The organism is Posidoniimonas polymericola (genome assembly GCF_007859935.1).
Lineage (GTDB): Bacteria > Planctomycetota > Planctomycetia > Pirellulales > Lacipirellulaceae > Posidoniimonas > Posidoniimonas polymericola.
The window spans coordinates 1-17,167 of sequence record NZ_SJPO01000018.1; the positions used below are offsets into that span (position 1 = coordinate 1).

Annotated in this window: 10 protein-coding genes; 5 read left to right on the forward strand and 5 right to left on the reverse strand. The window is 66.7% G+C overall.

Going from position 1 to position 17,167, the window contains the following annotated elements:
- Window positions 1–283 precede the first annotated feature (283 nt).
- Window positions 284–3,664, forward strand: a complete 3,381-nt coding sequence (locus Pla123a_RS23690) for a choice-of-anchor Q domain-containing protein (protein WP_146591714.1) — start codon at window positions 284–286, stop codon at window positions 3,662–3,664.
- A 937-nt stretch (window positions 3,665–4,601) separates the two neighbouring features.
- On the opposite strand, the gene Pla123a_RS23695 is transcribed toward Pla123a_RS23690, so the two are convergent.
- Window positions 4,602–5,294, reverse strand: coding sequence for a hypothetical protein (locus Pla123a_RS23695; protein ID WP_146591716.1), 693 nt, complete (start codon window positions 5,292–5,294; stop codon window positions 4,602–4,604).
- 455 nt (window positions 5,295–5,749) lie between these two features.
- On the opposite strand from Pla123a_RS23695, the gene Pla123a_RS23700 reads away from it, so the two are divergent.
- The 4 genes from Pla123a_RS23700 (at window position 5,750) to Pla123a_RS23715 (ending at window position 12,336) form a co-directional block, all read left to right on the forward strand.
- Window positions 5,750–6,292 (forward strand): DUF2760 domain-containing protein, encoded by a 543-nt coding sequence (locus tag Pla123a_RS23700; protein WP_146591718.1) that lies wholly within the window; start codon window positions 5,750–5,752, stop codon window positions 6,290–6,292.
- Between the two features lie 14 nt (window positions 6,293–6,306).
- Window positions 6,307–8,115: an Hsp70 family protein gene (locus tag Pla123a_RS23705; protein ID WP_146591720.1), complete on the forward strand. Its 1,809-nt coding sequence runs from the start codon at window positions 6,307–6,309 to the stop codon at window positions 8,113–8,115.
- Window positions 8,112–10,958, forward strand: a complete 2,847-nt coding sequence (locus Pla123a_RS23710; protein WP_197528248.1) for a hsp70 family protein — start codon at window positions 8,112–8,114, stop codon at window positions 10,956–10,958. The genes Pla123a_RS23705 and Pla123a_RS23710 overlap by 4 nt, the downstream gene beginning before the upstream one ends.
- A 451-nt stretch (window positions 10,959–11,409) precedes the next feature.
- Entirely contained in the window at window positions 11,410–12,336 is a 927-nt protein-coding gene (locus Pla123a_RS23715) for a sugar phosphate isomerase/epimerase family protein (RefSeq protein WP_146591722.1), read from the forward strand.
- Between the two features lie 604 nt (window positions 12,337–12,940).
- On the opposite strand, the gene Pla123a_RS23720 is transcribed toward Pla123a_RS23715, so the two are convergent.
- The 4 genes from Pla123a_RS23720 to Pla123a_RS23735 form a co-directional block, all read right to left on the reverse strand.
- The gene (locus Pla123a_RS23720) at window positions 12,941–13,372 is read right to left on the reverse strand and encodes a hypothetical protein (protein WP_146591724.1); all 432 of its coding nucleotides are present in this window, start codon (window positions 13,370–13,372) and stop codon (window positions 12,941–12,943) included.
- Window positions 13,373–13,390: 18 nt separating this feature from the next.
- Window positions 13,391–13,918, reverse strand: a complete 528-nt coding sequence (locus Pla123a_RS23725) for a CBS domain-containing protein (RefSeq protein WP_146591726.1) — start codon at window positions 13,916–13,918, stop codon at window positions 13,391–13,393.
- Window positions 13,919–13,975: 57 nt separating this feature from the next.
- A complete protein-coding gene (locus tag Pla123a_RS23730) occupies window positions 13,976–14,989 on the reverse strand; it encodes a 2-oxoacid:ferredoxin oxidoreductase subunit beta (RefSeq protein ID WP_146591820.1) in 1,014 nt (337 codons plus the stop codon).
- Between the two features lie 141 nt (window positions 14,990–15,130).
- Window positions 15,131–16,999 (reverse strand): 2-oxoacid:acceptor oxidoreductase subunit alpha, encoded by a 1,869-nt coding sequence (locus Pla123a_RS23735; RefSeq protein WP_146591728.1) that lies wholly within the window; start codon window positions 16,997–16,999, stop codon window positions 15,131–15,133.
- Between the last annotated feature and the right edge of the window lie 168 nt (window positions 17,000–17,167).

Here is a 17,167-nt window from a genome sequence, read left to right on the forward strand (position 1 = left end):
AAGGGGACTCTCACGCACATTCCGACTGCACGACCTTCTAAGTACACTTATCCCGGACGCTACTGGGCGGAGCCAGTGGCGCCCGATTCTTGCTCCGCGACTGCGCCACCCACCGAATGACTTATGCTCAGAACCCCGCGTTTCGCATTCGTGCGCCCCCCGGTTTGGTGGCGTTTGGAGCCGCCCTGGATTACGATTGTTCTTGAAGGCACAAGCCCCCGGATTGATCCGCCCCTTTTCTTGATGCCGCCAGACTCCACGAAGACGACAAGGGATAGTCGGTATGAGCCTCAAGCAACGGACCAATCTGCGCACGCAACCGCCAGCTTTACCTAGGTACGCTTCGCGGAAGCCGGCCGGCGCCGGCGAGCGCCGGCTGGGCTTTGAACCGCTCGAAGACCGCCGGATGTTGGCGGTGTTTGCGGTCAGCAATCTCGACGACTCCGGCAGCGGTAGTCTGCGCGAGGCCGTCGCGTTGGCAAACTCGGCGGCGGGCGCCGATGAGATTGTATTCTCCGGGGCCGCCGCCAGCGGAACGATCGCGCTAACGTCTGGCGAGTTGCAGGTCACCGATGCTTTGACGATGACCGGTCCCGGCGAGCGCGAGCTGACGATCGAAGGCGCCGGGTTCTCGCGAGTGATCAACTTTGCCGCCCCCGATGGTTCGGAGAGCTCAGCGGACCTCGCGATTTCGGGATTGACCCTTACCGGCGGGGTGACGGTCGCATCGAACGCGGTCGTCGATGGCCTGCCCGAGACCTTGCACAGCGGCGGGGGGATTCGCTTCCTGTCCAGCGGTCAGCTCACTGTCACCCGCAGCACAATTGATAGCAACCACACGCTGGGCGACAACGCCGAGGGCGGCGGGATCTTCACGGTGTCGGGCGCTGTCGTGCTCGATGACGCGAGGATCAGCAACAACAGCACGTCGGGCGATGGGTCCTCCGGCGGCGGCGTTTTTACGCGGCATGGCGCCATCCAGGTCGTCGATAGCGTGTTGTTCGAGAACCGCACCTTGGGAACCGAAGCCTTCGGCGGTGCAATCGCGATCTTCGACGCAGTGGTCGAGATCACCGACAGTTTTCTGCAACACAACCGCGCAGAAGATTCCGACGGCGGCGCGATCGGAATGATGGGCGGCGATCTGACGCTGATGCGGGGGTTTGTCACGGACAATTATGCGCGACACGTAGGCGGCGGACTGCTAACAAGCGGGGTGAACGCCGCCATCCATTTCAGCGTGATTGCCGGAAACAACACTTCGGGGACAGGTTTAGGCGGAGGCATTAGCGCAACCTCTGGTAGTTTCCTCCTCGCCGATAGCATGGTCGACGATAACTTCGCTAGAAATGTGGGAGGCTTGCATCTGGATTCCGTGCAAAACCCGATCATCGAGCGTACGACGATCTCGAACAATACCAGCGCTGGTGGCGTTTGGGGGGCCGGGATTCGCTACGTCAGTCCCTCTCCAAGCGATAGTAGTGAACTGTTTGTGGTCGACACCGATATCCGCGGGAACGTCACCCAGCGACCCGGCGGACGTGGCGTAGGAGCGGGCATTAACGCGACAGGTCCGATTCGCCTCCTGCGCACCACGGTCAGCGATAATCATGTGCTCGACCCGGATGGAATTGCACAGGGCGGAGCGATCGCTGGATTCGACGTCGTCTTGATCGACAGCACCGTTAGCGGCAACTCGACAGCCGCGACGTATGCTAACGGCGGCGGGATCGGGGGCTCCAACGTTACGTTGATTAACAGCACGGTGTCGGGCAACACGATGACCGGCCAGCAATCCGAGGGAGGGGGAATCTTTGCGAGCTCGCTGTTGCTATTGAACAGCACTGTCAGCGGCAACTCCGCGGGGGGCGATTCGTCCACGGGCGGCGGCATTAGAGCGGGTTCGATTCGCGTGATCAGTAGCACCGTCACGGGCAATCGTTCGGGGGGAGCGGGAGGGGGCATACACACGAGCGGTTCCGCCACAGGCAGCGAATTGCTGATTGAGAACTCCATCGTCGCGGGTAACCTGCGCAACACGGCGACCACCGCCCAGCCCAACGATCTCACGCCTGGCTCCGGAAACCGTCTGAGCGTCCGCCACAGCCTGATCGGCGTCAACACCTCGGTAAACCTTACCGGCGGAGCCCCGAACGCCGATGGCAACTACGTCGGCACCCTCGCGGAGGTCGGCCTAATTGATCCGCTCCTCGGCCCACTCGCCGACAATGGAGGGCCGACACAAACCCATGCCCTGCTGCCGGGAAGTCCTGCGATTGACACGGGCGCCGTGCAGACTGCCGCGCCGCTGTACGACTACCGGCTCGATACGTTTGCCGATTCTTTAGGCGCCGGCGACGATCTCACGAATCTGGGCGGCGCCGGCGAGTTCAGCAACGGCGCCTACAACATGCTGCTTAACCAAGGCCTGCAAACCGAAATCCCGGCGGTAAATGCCGACAACTACACCCTCGAGCTCTTCATCAAGTTCGACGATCTCCACGCTTTCCTCTTTGCGGAAGACTATCAGAAAATTATCGACTTCGGAGCCGACGCGCATCCTCTTGCAGGGCTCTATGTCTACAGCAGCTCGGGCTCGGTCCCGCGACTCCGCTACGTGGCCAATCCGAATGGCGGTTTTTTCACGGGCGGCACTCAACTTGCTGAAGACACGTGGCACCACTTGGTGCTAACTCGCGACGATACGGCCACGAATCCCCTGAGCTTGTACATCGACGGACAGTTCGAAAGAGATTTTCCACGGCTGGCTGACGCCACCCACATGGTCGGTGTATTCACTGAGGAAGGGGACTCCAGCGCGACGCGGCTACTGACGATGCTGCACAGCGATAGCGAGCCGCTGTTCGGTCTGCCACGGGGTGGCGCGGTTGATCGAATTCGCTTTTTTGATCGCCCGCTTGACGCCGATGAGATTGAAGACCTTTACGTTGCCGGGCCCAGCAACTTCGTGACCGAGTTCGATCAACGAGGGCCTGGGTTCGCGAGGGTCGTTGGCGGCCGCGCTGACATGGGCGCCTATGAACTGCAAGTGTCGCTTGCCAATCCGGGCGATTTCAACAACGACGGAAAGGTGGATGCGGCCGATTACACGGTGTGGCGGGACAACAAGGGGTCCGCTGACGAGACGGTGATCGCCGGGCATGGCGATAATCAGAACGGCGTGGACATCGGCGACTACACGCTTTGGAAAGAGAACTTTGGCAATCAGTACGCAGCGTCTGTCGCCACTTCCAGTTTGGCCATCGGCGAAAGCAGGCCCGACGGTTGTTCTTTACGGGAATCTTTGAGTGCCCCCGCCACTGAACCGAGTCACCCAGGCATAGAAACCGGTCGCACCTCTTCTAACGCTGCCACCGCCACGGCTACGGACGAAGGTTTGGGCAATCCAGTAGGCCCAAACAAGAGTGCTTCCCCAACGTTCTCGCTCAGCCACGCCACGCACGGCGGCGAACAATCCTGGACGACAGACAACCCCACGGACGACGGCCACGCTCAAGCGAGTCTGTTGCTGCTGCTGGACCGCCAGCACCGCGAGCGCAGCAGCAACTTGGACGCGCTAGACGAAGTGTTTACCGCCTCGGTCGACGAGGATCGCGCGGACGAGAGCAGCGGGCTGGAAGTCATGGCGTGGAGCGAATTCTGAGGATCGCCCCGGAGAGGATGTTCAAGGCCGCCCCCCCGAGGGCAGCCCGGACACCGCTGTGATTTTGTCACCCAAAAACCCGCCGGTGGTTGCACCGCCCGCCGCGGATTGCAGCAGGTGACACCTTGCAGCGGTCTTCATTTTCCTCGGCGAGCTCTGCGAGTTTCGCGCGCATTCACGACGATGTCGCGCCAGGGTTTCCGACGTGCTCGACGGGCGGACTTTATCACGCGGCCTCGCACTGATTCGCCCGACACAGAAACAGCACAAGACCGACACTCCTTCGCAGCACGCCGGACGCTACTGGGCAGAGCCAGTGGCGCCCGTGTGTGGCATTACGAGTGCCGATGCGATTAGGACGCTGGGACTCGGTATTCCTCCCCATTTCTTTGTAGAAATCCCCACCCCACCGTGCTCCAATAAGGGTCGCTGCGCGAAGTAGGTGGGGACTCACTTTCGGTCAAGCGGCCGACGCGTTTGGTCCCTGTCGGCCGCTGGGCAGTTTTGTCCGCGCGGGCGGGCGGCGTGGGTCTCGCCTGGCGAGCGGGTTGGGGGAGCGGGCGATTGAGATTGGGCTCGGCTTTTGTCGCTAACAATCGATGCGCTCCTGAGGGACAAAACTCGGCCGGCCGGCGGCGTGGGATCGGCTCGGGGTTAGCGGTGCTCTGGTACAGTTTCAGCGGTAGGGCAGCGGTCCGGGCGGGGGTTTTGTCCCCTCCGCGCGATGTTTTGGACTTTATGTGCGTAGGGCGGCGGCGGGGGCGGCGTTGTAAGTCGTTTGATAGAAGTGGTTTGCGGGGCTCTCGGGACGCTGGGCCTGAAGCGGCGGCAAACAGTGGCGGACAAAATCCGGCCGCGGCTGGCGGGGCAGTCGGGCGGCAGGGCAATTCGGACGGGACCAATACCCAAGGAACAAGCGAGGCCGGGCCGACGGGCCTCAGTCAGCGAGCTGGCCCTTCGGCTCGATCGTGGTGACCGTGGCGCCGATCGCCACGGCGATCATCACCAGGCTCAGCAGCGTGTGCGAGATGGCGATGCCCAGCATCAGCGGCGCGGGCCCGCCGGTCAGGGGATCGCCGGCCGCGGGGTGGATATCGCTGTAGCCGAGCGTGGTGCCGGAGATGAACGCGCTGCAGATGGCGTGCAGCACCGAGGTCGGCTCGGGGTCGAGCCGCGACCGCTCGAGCCAGTAGACCAGGCCGAACAGCCAGTTCATGGTCGCGAAGCCGATCAGGGCGTTCACCAGGTTGCGGCCGTAGATCCGGGGCAGGCCGCCGTCGCGGTGGGTGATGCGGCGCCACATGTTGCGGTGCACGTTCACCTGCACGACCTGCAGCGCACAAAACCACGCCAAGAGGGTCCAGCCGAGCGAGAAGTCGGCCGCCCGGTAGGCCTCGGTGTCGAGGGCGAACGACACGGCCCCCAACCCGGCCAACCAGACCAGGATGTAGCCGTCGACGAACCAGGCCGGGATGCGGCCCGGGGCGAAGAAGAAGTGGTTCGGGTACTCCAGCAGCGAGAGCCGTCGCAGGATCACGAACAGCATCCCCACGCCCCACAGGATCGGGCTGCGGTTCTCGGGCTGCTGGGAGGTCCACAGATCACGGCGGAAGTCGAGCCACCAGTCCACGAGCCAGCGGGTCCTGGTGGCGGGCGTCCAGGGGGCGCCTCGTGGTTGGGAGTCGTTCGCTCCCGGACAGCTTACCCAAAGAGGCAGCCCCGTCGACCGGCTTGGGGAAAGAAGCGTCTGCCACCGGCAGTGCGTTCCAGGTTGACGCAGATCGCCCTGCGGCGAGTTCGCCGGCGCCTACGCTGAGCGAGAGGATTCCGGCCGCGTTGCCAGGGAGGCACGTTCGTCAACGAGCTTGAGAATCGCGAGCCCCGCACAATCTCCCCGGCTCGCGGCGAAAATCCCGCAGATTGGCTCAGTCGTCGGCCCCCTCCAAAACCCCTCGAGAACTCGTCGGCCACTGTTGGGGACCAAGCAATGCAGTATATCCTACGTGATCGCGGGCGGCCCTCAGGGGCCGTGAGTGGCCGCGTCGCTGGGAGTACTACGAATCCGATCCATGGGATGAGCGAAGCATGCGATTGCTACTCGCCGTTAGGTGTTTTTTTGGGGTGTTGTTCAACGGGGCGTTTGCAGAACGCGTGCAGCTCCTGTCCTCGCCAGCCGCAGAGGAACAGCCGCCCCAGCGTGCGCCCGCCGCGGAGACTGCGCCCCCGCCCGCCCCGCCGGCGCCGAAGCGTAGCGACGCCATCTCGCTGCTGGCGACGCTGCAGCGCGAGGCCCGGTTTGTCGACATCGTCAGCGAGCCGCTGGACGGCTACAGCGACGCCCAGGTCGGCGCGGCGACGCGCGAGGTGCTGACCGACTGCGGCAAGGTCATCCGCAGGATGTTCGCGCTGAAGCCGCTGGTCGACTCCCCCGAAGGCGAGTCGCTTGAAGTCCCCGCCGACTACAGCTCGGGTCGCTACCGCCTGACAGGCAATGTATCGAAGCCACTGCCGGCGAGCGGCGCGCTGCTGCACGCCGGGTGGGAGGCTACCAGGTGCGACCTGCCCGCGTGGACCGGCGGGGAGGAAGCCGCCCTCGTGATCGCGCCCGCTGAAATTGAGATCGCCTGACAACCCATCCGCCTATGAACGCCAAGTACGCCGTAGGGATTGACCTGGGCACGACCAACAGCGTGTTGTCCTACGCCGAGGTCGATGCGCCGGCGCCCGAAGTCAAGCTGCTGAAGATCCCCCAGCTGGTCGCGGCCAGCACGCTGGAGGACCGGACCGCGCTGCCGTCGTTCCAGTACCTCGCGCCGGAGCACGAGGCAAAGTCGGGCGCGCTCGACCTGCCGTGGGCCACGGGGCGGGGTTTCGCCGTTGGCGACTTCGCCCGCCGGCAGGGCGCCGAGATGCCCGAGCGAACGGTCGCGGCGGCCAAGTCTTGGTTGTGCCACAGCCGGGTAGACCGCCGGCAGGCCATCCTGCCGTACGGCGCGCCGCCAGAGGTCGACAAGGTCTCGCCGGTGGCCGCTTCGCAGGCGTACCTGGAGCACCTCGTGGCGTGCTGGAACACGCAGATGCCCGACGCGCCGATCGCCGAGCAGAGCGTGATCCTCACCGTGCCGGCCTCGTTCGACGCCGCCGCACGCGAGCTGACGCGCGAGGCCGCGATCGCGGCCGGCCTTCCGGACGACCTGGTGCTGCTCGAAGAGCCCCAGGCGGCGGTCTACGCCTGGCTCGCCGAACGCGGCGACCAGTGGCGCAAAGACCTCGCCGCGGGCGATCGGTTGCTGGTCTGCGATATCGGTGGCGGCACAACCGACCTCACGCTGATCGACGTCGCGGAAGACGCCGGCGAGCTGGAGCTGCGGCGGCTCGCGGTGGGCGACCACCTGCTGGTGGGCGGCGACAACATGGACCTCACGCTCGCCCACAGCGTCGCGGGCCTGTTCAAGCAGCAGGGCGTGAAGCTCAACGCCTGGCAGTCGGTCTCGCTGTGGCACTCGTGCCGTGACGCGAAGGAGACGCTGCTGGGCGACCATGCGCCCGACACCCACCGCATCTCGGTGCTGGGCCGGGGCAGCAAGCTGATCGGCGGCACGGTCTCCGTGGACGTGTCGCGCGAGGACGCGGTCCGGCTGCTCGCGGACGGGTTTTTCCCGGGCTGCGGCCTGGGCGACAAGCCGCAGCGGCAGCGTGCGTCGGGCTTTCAGGAAATTGGCCTGCCGTTCGAGTCGGACGTCGCGATCACGCGTCACCTGGCCGCGTTCCTCTCCGCCCACGGCGACGACCAGACGCGGGCGGCGTTCCCCACCCACGTGCTCTTCAACGGCGGCGTGTTCAAGGGGGACATGCTGAGGACGCGCGTGCTGGACACGATCGGCGGCTGGTCGCCCGAGGGCGCGCCGCTTCAGGAACTGCCCGGCCAGCGGGACCTCGACAACGCGGTTGCGCGTGGCGCCGCGTTCTACGGCTGGACCAAGCAGCGGGGCGGCATCCGCATCCGCGGCGGCACGGCCCGCTCGTACTACGTCGGCATCGAGACCGCCGGCCTTGCGATCCCCGGCATGCCCCGCCCGCTCCGCGCGCTGTGCGTGGCGCCGTTCGGCATGGAAGAGGGGACGTCCGCCGACGTGCCCTCTGGCGAGATCGGGCTGGTCCTCGGCGAGCCGGCGCACTTCCGCTTCTTCAGCTCCGCGGTCCGCCAGCAGGACCAGCCGGGCGAGGTGCTGCCCGACATCGACGAAGACGAGCTGGCCGAAACCGACTCGCTAGAGACCGCGCTCGAGGCCAGCGTCGAGGAGGAAGAGGCCTACGTGCCGGTGCGGTTTGAGACCCGCATCACCGAACTGGGCGTCTTCGAGCTGTGGTGCGTCAGCACAAACTCCGACCGGCGGTGGAAGCTCGAATTCAGCATCCGCGACGACGCGCAGGACGGAACGCCAGAGTGAGCGGCAACGCACAGCACGCAGCGGCCGCAGACGACTCGCCGAGTCGGTACGTGGTGGGCATCGACCTCGGCACATCGAACTCCGCGGTCGCCTACGTCGACACCAAAGAGACGCCCTGGCGGGTGCGTGCGTTCTCGGCGCCGCAGGTCGTGGCGCCGTTTGAGGTCGACGCGCGCGAGACCCTGCCGTCGGCCCACTACCAGGCGACCGACACCGAGGCCGAGTCGGGCTCGCTCAAGCTGCCGTGGGGCGACGCGCAGCCCGGCGTAGCGGTCGGCGTGTTCGCGCGTGACGAGGGCGCGGCCAAGCCGGGGCGGGTGATCACGTCGGCTAAGAGCTGGCTGTCGCACTCTGGGGTGGACCGCACGGCCGATCTGCTTCCGTGGCAGAGCGACGTCGACGTCGAGCGGCTGTCGCCGGTTGAAGCCTCCGCCCGCTTCCTCGGGCACCTGCACGACGCGTGGAACGCGGCCTTCCCGGGTTACCCGCTAGCCGAACAAGAAGTCGTCGTCACCCTGCCCGCATCGTTCGACGAGGTGGCGCGTGAGCTGACGGTCGCCGCGGCCAAGCGGGCCAAGCTGCCGCGGGTGGTGCTGCTAGAAGAACCGCAGGCCGCGTTCTACGCCTGGGTCTACCGCCACGGCGCCGACTGGCGCGAGCACGCGTCGGCCGGGCAGAAGGTGCTGGTCTGCGATATCGGCGGCGGCACGTCCGACTTCACGCTGATCCGCGTGGGCCGTAAGCCCGACTCCGACGATCTGCAGTTCCACCGCGTGGCGGTCGGCAACCACCTGATCCTGGGGGGCGACAACCTGGACCTCGCTTTGGCGCGGCACGTCGAGCAGAAGCTGACGCCCGGCGGCAAGTTGCCGGCCCGCCAATGGGAGGTGCTTCTCCGCGCCGCGCAACGCGTCAAGGAAACCCTGCTGGGCGAGCGGCCGCCGGAGTCGGTCACCGTCAACGTGCCCGCGTCGGGAGCCAAGCTGATCGGCTCCGCCGTGCAGGCCGAAGTAGGTCTGGCCGAGGCCCGCCAGGTGTTGGTCGACGGCTTCTTGCCGCGGGTGGATCTGACCGATCAGCCGTCGCGGCGCCGCTCGGGCTTCCAGGAGCTGGGGCTGCCCTACGCGGCCGACCCGGCTATCACGCGGTACCTGGCGGCGTTCCTCACAGCGCACCGCCACACCGGCGACGAGCAGCCCGCGGAGGACTGGCAGGCGCGGGGCCTGCCCGACCCCGCGCGGCCGGACATCGTGCTGCTGAACGGCGGGTTCTTTGCGTCCCCGGTGTTGCGTGAGCGGCTCCTCGACGTGCTTTCGTCTTGGTTCCCCAGCGACGACGACGCCTGGCGTCCGCTTGTGCTGGAGAACGAGCGGCTCGACCTCGCGGTCTCGCAGGGAGCCGCGTACTACGGCATGGTGCGGCGCGGCGAGGGCGTCGGCATCAAGGCGTCGCTGGCACGCAGCTACTACGTCGGCATCGGGGGGCATCCGCCCCGCGCAGTCTGTCTGGCGCCCGGCAACGCCACCGAAGGGCAAGACTTCGAGGTCAGCAACCTCGACTTTCAGCTGGCGCTGGCCGAGCCGGTCGAGTTTCCGCTGTACGTGTCGAGCACGCGGCTGGTCGACCCGCCCGGGGCGCTGATTGACATCGACCACGCCGAGCTGACGCCACTGCCGCCGATCCGCACGGTGCTGCACACCCGCAAGAAGGGCGAACCGCAGACCGCAACCGTCCGGCTGCACTCGCACCTCTCGGAGGTCGGCGTGCTAGAGCTCTCGTGCCACGAGATCGACGCCAAGCGGAGCTGGCGGCTGCAGTTCGACGTCCGCTCGACTACGCAGACCGACCTCGCGCCGCACGAGTCGCAGGGCGAGCAGGAAGGCATGGTCGACGACGCCACGCTGGATGCCTGCCGGGAATCAATCGAACGGGTGTTCGGCAAGCAGGGCGGTGAGAAGCCGTCGCAGCTGATGAAGGAGCTCGCTCAGGCGATCGGCGGCCCCAAGCCCGAGTGGCCGACTTCGGTGCTTCGCGGCCTGTGGGAGATGCTGATGGAGCTCGAGCCGGGGCGGCGGAAGTCGCCGGCGCACGAGTCGCGCTGGCTCAACCTGGCCGGCTACGCGCTGCGTCCTGGCTTTGGGTTTGCGGTGGACGACTGGCGGGTCTCCGAAACGTGGCGCACCCTGCACGGCAAGATCGCGTTCCCCACTTCGCGGCCGGAAGTGTTTGTGCTGTGGCGGCGTGTCGCCGGCGGGCTGAGTCGCGGGCAGCAGTTGGGGCTTGCGGAGTCGCTGCTCGCGGACGTCCGCGCTCTGAGGCGACGGTTCCAGGGCGGCAAGGCGACCGCCCCCGTGGCGCTCGACCCATCGCAGTCGGCCGAGGTCTGGCGGCTGTTGGGCGGGCTGGAGCTCCTGCCGGTGGAAGCGAAGATCGAACTCGGCGAGACCATTGTCGAACTGCTGCCGAAGCGAAAGCTTGAGAAACGCTTACCCGAGATGCTCTGGGCGCTCGGTCGGATTGGGCAGCGCGTGCCGCTCTACGGGCCGCTGAACACGCTCGTCCCCGTGGACGACGCGGAGCGGTGGGTCCGGTGGCTGCTCGACTGGGACGCCCCGCCCGAGGCCGCGACGGTCACCGCCATGCAACTGGCCCGCCGCACCGACGACCGCCACCGCGACATCGACGACGGACTGCGTGAACGCGTGGTCGGATGGCTAGAGAGACGCGCCGCGCCGGATCACTTTGTCCAACTGGTTCTAGCAAGCGGCAGCCTCGAGCATCAGGAGCGTGACTTCGTCTTCGGCGAGTCACTCCCCAGCGGGCTCAGGCTGGGAGACGGCTAGCGGGGCTCCCTAATCGCAGCCTCTACTCACTGAAACGCACGCCGTCTGCGAACGCGAAGCGTTGTCGAACCGGCGCCCCTGCACAGGCGTTCTCCGCCACCCCTTTCCCATTCCCTGGTAGAAAAGCGCCACGCACCGTGGTCCAATAGGGTCTGCGCTGGGGAGTCTCTGGGCGCCGAGCGGGGCCGGTTATGGCGGTGCGATCGAACGTGTACGCCGGGGGGTTTTGTCCGCTCGAGTGCGCAAGAAGGGACAGAAGTCGGACCCGCCTGAGTCTAGCGGCCGCCGCAAGTGACGGCTGTTTAAGCGGTTGCAAAATCCGGCGCGCGAAAACGGGCCGGACTTTTGTCCCTATAAATAGGTGCGGTAGCAGGGGACAAAACTCCGCCGCCAAGTGTCGGGGATCCAAGTGTCGGGGATCCAAGGGGCCATCCATTCGGAGGACGGGGCGATGCAGCTAGGTTTCATGAGCGCGATCCTGCCGGAGCTGTCGCTCGAGCAGGTGGCGGACGTCGCGGCCGACATCGGCTACTCGTGCGTCGAGGTGATGTGCTGGCCGAGCGGCCAGGCGGACCGGCGGTACTCGGGCATCGCGCACCTTGACTTCGCGCAGGTCGAGGGCGGCGGCGGGCAGCGGGTGCTCGACCTGTTCGATAGCCGCGGGCTGTCGATCAGCGGGCTGGGCTACTACTCGAACCCGCTCGACCCCGACGAGGAGTCCGCCCGTGCGAGCGCCCTGCACCTGCGGCGGGTGATCGACGCGGCGCACACGCTGGGGGTGACGCGGGTCAACTCGTTTGTCGGCCGCGACTGGACTCGATCGGTCGACGACAACTGGCCCAGGTTCCTCGACGTCTGGCGGCCGATCATCGCCCACGCCGAGCAGGCGGGCGTGCGGGTCGGGATCGAGAACTGCCCGATGCTGTTCACGGCGGACGAGTGGCCGGGCGGCAAGAACCTGGCCAACGCGCCGCGGCAGTGGCGGCGGATGTTCGCGGATATCCCTAGCGACTCGTTCGGCCTGAACTACGACCCCTCGCACCTGGCGTTCCAGCAGATGGACTACCTGAAGCCGCTGACGCAGTTCACCAGCAAGCTGTTCCACCTGCACGCCAAGGACGTCCGCCTGCACCGCGACCGGCTCGACGAGGTCGGGATGTTCGCGCACCCGAACGAATACCACTCGCCGAAACTGCCGGGCCTGGGGGACATCGACTGGGGTGGGTTCTTCGGCACGCTGGGCGACATCGGCTACGCCGGGCCGATCTGCGTGGAGGTCGAGGACCGCTCGTACGAGGGCTCGCTCGAGAACCGCAAGGCGGCGCTGCGGCAGAGCCACACGTACCTGCGGCAGTTCATCCAGCAGGACGTCCGGTGACGCGTCGGCACGAACACGGTCGGCGTCGGCAACGTCGGCCGCCAGGCCGTCCAACACCAAACGCCATCAAGCATTCAAGCAATCCGCGAGAGCGCAAAGAAGCGCCCCCACGCGGGCCCATCGGCTGTTTCGAGCCTCACCTCACGAAACAACCATTACTCAGGTGTCGGTTGCGTCACGCAAACAACCTTCACCAAGCCGCGGCCGTGCGGAGAAGAGACGACCGCTGCGTATCACACTGGGCCCGCGCTACGGGGGCGTTGTTATTGATTAGCGTAGCGATGCTTCACGGCTGTGCCGTAGTGTCGTGCTCCTAGAGGAGCCAGCCGTTCAGTCCCACGTTGGGCGAACGCCACGCACTTTCCTCTTAAAGCAACGGGCGTGCCAACGGCGACAAACGACCTCCAGATTGACCGTCGTCGACGGATTCCGGCGAATCGAAAATGGCGATCAAGGGGGCCGCTTTCTGCGTCGTGCGGAACCGCACAGTCGGCGCGCTTACCACGGTGCACAGGGAGCGCATTGCGGCGTAGAGGAGGAGCTGGTCTGGAAAAGGAGAAGCCCTGGAGAGTCCGTCGTCGCCCGGCGGCCGGGCAACTGCGGGCTATTTCGCGATCAGACGGGCCCTTCGTACCATCGCCCTGTGGGACCAGAAGAAGCCGCCTGCCAGGCCGACAAACTGGCACGCGACGCCCGCAATGTTGACTGTTAGCCTCCACTGCAGCTGCCACTCGTGCCAGCCGGGTGCGAGTCGGAGACCCCCCGCCTTCGACAGCCAGAGCATCCACGCGGCGAGCGGGATCGAGCCAATGAGATAGCCGGCAAGGAAAGGAGTAAGCCCGTAGAACAACGTGTCACGCCAGGTGAGGGCAACGGCCCCGCCGCAAGCGTTGCACTGGGCGACGCTGAGGGGGGGTACAGCGGCCTTCTGGCGGGCGGTCAGCGCCTGCTCGCCGCACCTGGTGCAGAGCAATCCCGGCGGTGGAAGAGCGGCCGATCGGTTGTCGGCCTGCGGGCTCTGGTAGGGGTTCGGCATGCGGCCGCGGCGCGCGAGCTAGCCGGAGGCGCCGACCCGGTCGGCAAGGTAGCGGAGGATGTCGCGGATCGAGACCAGCATCACCGGCCGGCCCTCGCGGTCGAGCACCGGCAGGTGGCGGTAGCCGCCGGTGTCCATCTGCTGCAACGCGAACGCGATGCGGCAGTGCTGGTCGACAGTCACCGGGTTGGGGGTCATGTACTTCATGATCGGCTGGGTGCGGCGATCGACCGCGTCTGCGCCCAAGCGGGTCACGGCGTCGCGCTCGCTGAAGATGCCGGCCAGGCGGCCCTGCTTGTCGACGATCGTCACGCAGCCGACCGACATGTCGACCATCATCTGCAGCACCTCGCCGACCGACGCCTCGGGCGAGACGCTGCCGTGCATCCGCACGTCGAGCCGGTCGACCGAGTCGTCCAGCAGGCTGGCCTCGACCGACGACTGCGGCGCCCGGACCGAGAGCTCGGCGAGCGGCGCCCCGCACGACTCGCACGCGTCGGCGCCCTCGATGTTCTCGGCGCCGCAGGCGGGGCAAGGGATAAGCATGGCTAACTGCCGAGTTTGGGGACGGGGCAAACGAGCGGGCGGCGACACGGGCGGGGCCTACTCGACCTCCCAGGTCTCGCCGGCGTTGTAGAGCTTCTCGAGGTCGCCGATGCCGTGCATCTTGGTGGCCTCTTCGATCTGGTCGTTGATCATGTCGTCGTACTTGGGCTTCTCGACCGCGCGGAACACGCCGATCGGCTCGGGGAAGCCGTCCTCGTACCGCATGCGGCTGAGGAGGTAGGCGAGGCTCGGCTCGGGCGAGCGCTCGTCGTGGAAGAGCAGGTCGTCCTCGGCGATGCCGCCGCCGAGCGCCACGACCTCCGGCTCGAGGCCGTTGAGGCGGACGCCCTTGTCACGGTCCTTGCCGAAGATGAGGGGCTTGCCGTGCTCGAGCTCGAGGGTGGTCTCGGCCTTGGTGTTGCGGTCCTTGGCGTAGCTCCAGGCGCCGTCGTTAAAGACGTTGCAGTTCTGGTAGACCTCAACGAACGCGGTGCCGCGGTGGTCGGCGGCCCGCTTGAGGGTCTCGGCCAGGTGCTTGATGTTGGTGTCGATGCTGCGGGCGACGAAGGTGGCCTCGGCGCCGATCGCGATCGACAGCGGGTGCAGCGGGTTGTCGATGGAGCCCATCGGCGTGCTCTTGGTCTTCTTGCCGGCGGGCGAGGTGGGCGAGTACTGCCCCTTGGTGAGCCCGTAGATCCGGTTGTTGAACAGCACGATGTTGAGGTCCATGTTGCGGCGGATGGCGTGCATCAGGTGGTTGCCGCCGATGGACAGGCCGTCGCCGTCGCCGGTGATGACCCAAACCTGCAGGTCGGGCCGGCAGGTCTTGAGGCCGGTCGCCACGGCGGGGGCGCGGCCGTGGATGCTGTGCATGCCGTAGGTGTTCATGTAGTACGGGAATCGGCTGCTGCAGCCGATGCCGCTGATGAACACGATCTTTTCGCGCGGCAGGCCGAGGGTCGGCATGACCTTCTTCATCTGCGCGAGGATGGAGTAGTCACCACAGCCGGGGCACCAGCGGACGTCCTGGTCGCTGGCGAAGTCGTTGGGGGTCAGGACGGGGAGCGGCAGGTCGACGGACATGGGAAACCTTCGTGCAGCTGGCCCCGGCGAGGTAGTCGCCAGGCGGGGGCTTCGATGCGAGATGTAAGTTTGTTGGTCTTGTTTGCGGAGGTCGGGAGGCGGCGCTCGTGGCGGGGCTCGTGGCGGGGCCTACGAAGCCACGCACTCTTCTATCTTCTCAAGCAGCTCGTGCACGGCAAACGGTTTTCCCTGGACGCGGTTGTACGGGATGGCGTCGATCAGGAACTCGGCCCGCAGGATCATCTGGAGCTGGCCGCAGTTGATCTCGGGGACCAGCACCTTCTTGAAGCGTCCGAGCAGTTCGGCGAGATTCCGCGGGAACGGGTTGAGGTACCGCAGGTGGGCGTGGCTCACCTTGAGGCCCTTCGCCTGGGCGCGGTGCACGGCCGTGGCGCAGGCGCCGTAGGGGCCGCCCCAGCTGACGACCAGCAGGTCGCCGCTGTCGGGGCCGTCGACCGCCTGCTCGGGGATGCCGTTGGCGATCCCGGCGATCTTGGCCGCCCGGGTGTGGATCATGTGCTCGTGGTTGGCAGGGTCGTAGCTGACGTTGCCGCTGCCGTCCTGCTTCTCGAGGCCGCCGATGCGGTGCTCGAGCGTCGGCGTGCCGGGCACCGCCCACGGGCGGGCCAGCTTCTCGTCGCGGGCGTAGGGCATGAACTTGGGGGCGCCCTCGTCGTTGGAGTCCGGCATCGGGTCGGGGTGCTTGACCCGCACCTTGTTGAGCTCCGAAACGTCCGGGATCCGCCACGGCTCGCTGCCGTTGGCGATGTAACCGTCGGTCAGGAAGAACACCGGGGTCATGTACTCAACCGCGATCCGCCACGCCTCTTGGATGGCGTCGAAGCAGTCGGAGGGGCTGCTGGCGGCGATCACCGGCATCGGGCACTCGCCGTTGCGACCGTACATCGCCTGCAGCAGGTCGGACTGCTCGGTCTTGGTGGGCAGGCCGGTCGAGGGGCCGCCGCGCTGCACGTTGATGACGATCATCGGCAGCTCGGTGATGACCGCCAGGCCCAGGCCCTCGCCCTTGAGCGCGATGCCGGGGCCGCTGCTCGCGGTGACCGCCATCTCGCCGGCGAAGGCGGCGCCGATGGTCGAGGTGACCGCGGCGATCTCGTCCTCGGCCTGGAAGGTGAGCACGTCGAAGTGCTTGTGCTTGGCCAGCTCGTGCAGGATGTCGCTCGCCGGGGTGATCGGGTACGCGCCGAGGAACAGCCGCTTGTGCGACAGCTTGGCCGAGGTGACCAGGCCCCAGGCCAGGGCCTGGTTGCCCATCATGTTGCGGTAGCGGCCCGGCGGCAGCTTGGCCTTCTCAACCAGGTACTGGGTGTTCCAGCCCTCGACGGTGTCGCCGTAGTGGTAGCCGGCCTTCAGGGCCGCGACGTTCGCCTGGGCGATCTCGGGCTTCTTGCCGAACTTGGCGTCGATGAACCGCAGGGTCGGATCGAGCGAGCGGTCGTACAGCCAGAAGACCAGGCCCATCGCGAAGAAGTTCTTGCAGCGGTCGGCCTCTTTGACGCTCAGCCCCAAGCCGTCCACCGCGGAGCGGGTGAGCTTGGTCATGTCCATCTGGTGGACCTTGTACTTCTCCTCCAGCTCGGGGTCTTCCAGCGGGTTGCCCTCGTAGCCCGCCTGCTCGAGGCCCTTCTTGTCGAAGTTGTCGGTGTTGACGATCAGGATGCCGCCGGGCCGCAGGTCGTCCAGGTTGGTGATCAGCGCCGCGGGGTTCATCGCCACCAGGGCGTCGACCGTGTCGCCGGGGGTGTAGATGTCCTTGCTCGAGAAGTGGATCTGGAACCCAGAGACGCCGGCCTTGGTGCCGCGGGGGGCGCGGATCTCGGCGGGGAAGTCGGGGAACGTCGCGACGTCGTTGCCCGCCAGGGCCGACGTGTTGGTGAACTGGGTGCCGGCCAGCTGCATGCCGTCACCGGAGTCGCCGCAGAAACGAACCGTGGCTTCGTCGAGGTTTTCTACGTGCTTCTCTGTTGCGGTCGCCATCGTAAACGTTGATTCCTTGTGTTGCCGGGCGTTTCTTGGCCCGGCGTAATAAGAGAGGGGAGCTCGGACGGCCGTCGGCGCTCAAGGGATGGGTAGGGTTGCGGCGGCGGGCGGCAGTGGTTGGGGCGGCTCGGCGGGAGTTGAGCCAATGGGTGGCAACATGGCGGG

Coding starts and splice junctions, on each gene's coding strand:
- Pla123a_RS23690 (WP_146591714.1), top strand. CDS start 284: ATGAGCCTCAAGCAACGGACCAATCTGCGCACGCAACCGCCAGCTTTA.
- Pla123a_RS23715 (WP_146591722.1), top strand. CDS start 11,410: ATGCAGCTAGGTTTCATGAGCGCGATCCTGCCGGAGCTGTCGCTCGAG.
- Pla123a_RS23705 (WP_146591720.1), top strand. CDS start 6,307: ATGAACGCCAAGTACGCCGTAGGGATTGACCTGGGCACGACCAACAGC.
- Pla123a_RS23700 (WP_146591718.1), top strand. CDS start 5,750: ATGCGATTGCTACTCGCCGTTAGGTGTTTTTTTGGGGTGTTGTTCAAC.
- Pla123a_RS23725 (WP_146591726.1), bottom strand. CDS start 13,918: ATGCTTATCCCTTGCCCCGCCTGCGGCGCCGAGAACATCGAGGGCGCC.
- Pla123a_RS23720 (WP_146591724.1), bottom strand. CDS start 13,372: ATGCCGAACCCCTACCAGAGCCCGCAGGCCGACAACCGATCGGCCGCT.
- Pla123a_RS23735 (WP_146591728.1), bottom strand. CDS start 16,999: ATGGCGACCGCAACAGAGAAGCACGTAGAAAACCTCGACGAAGCCACG.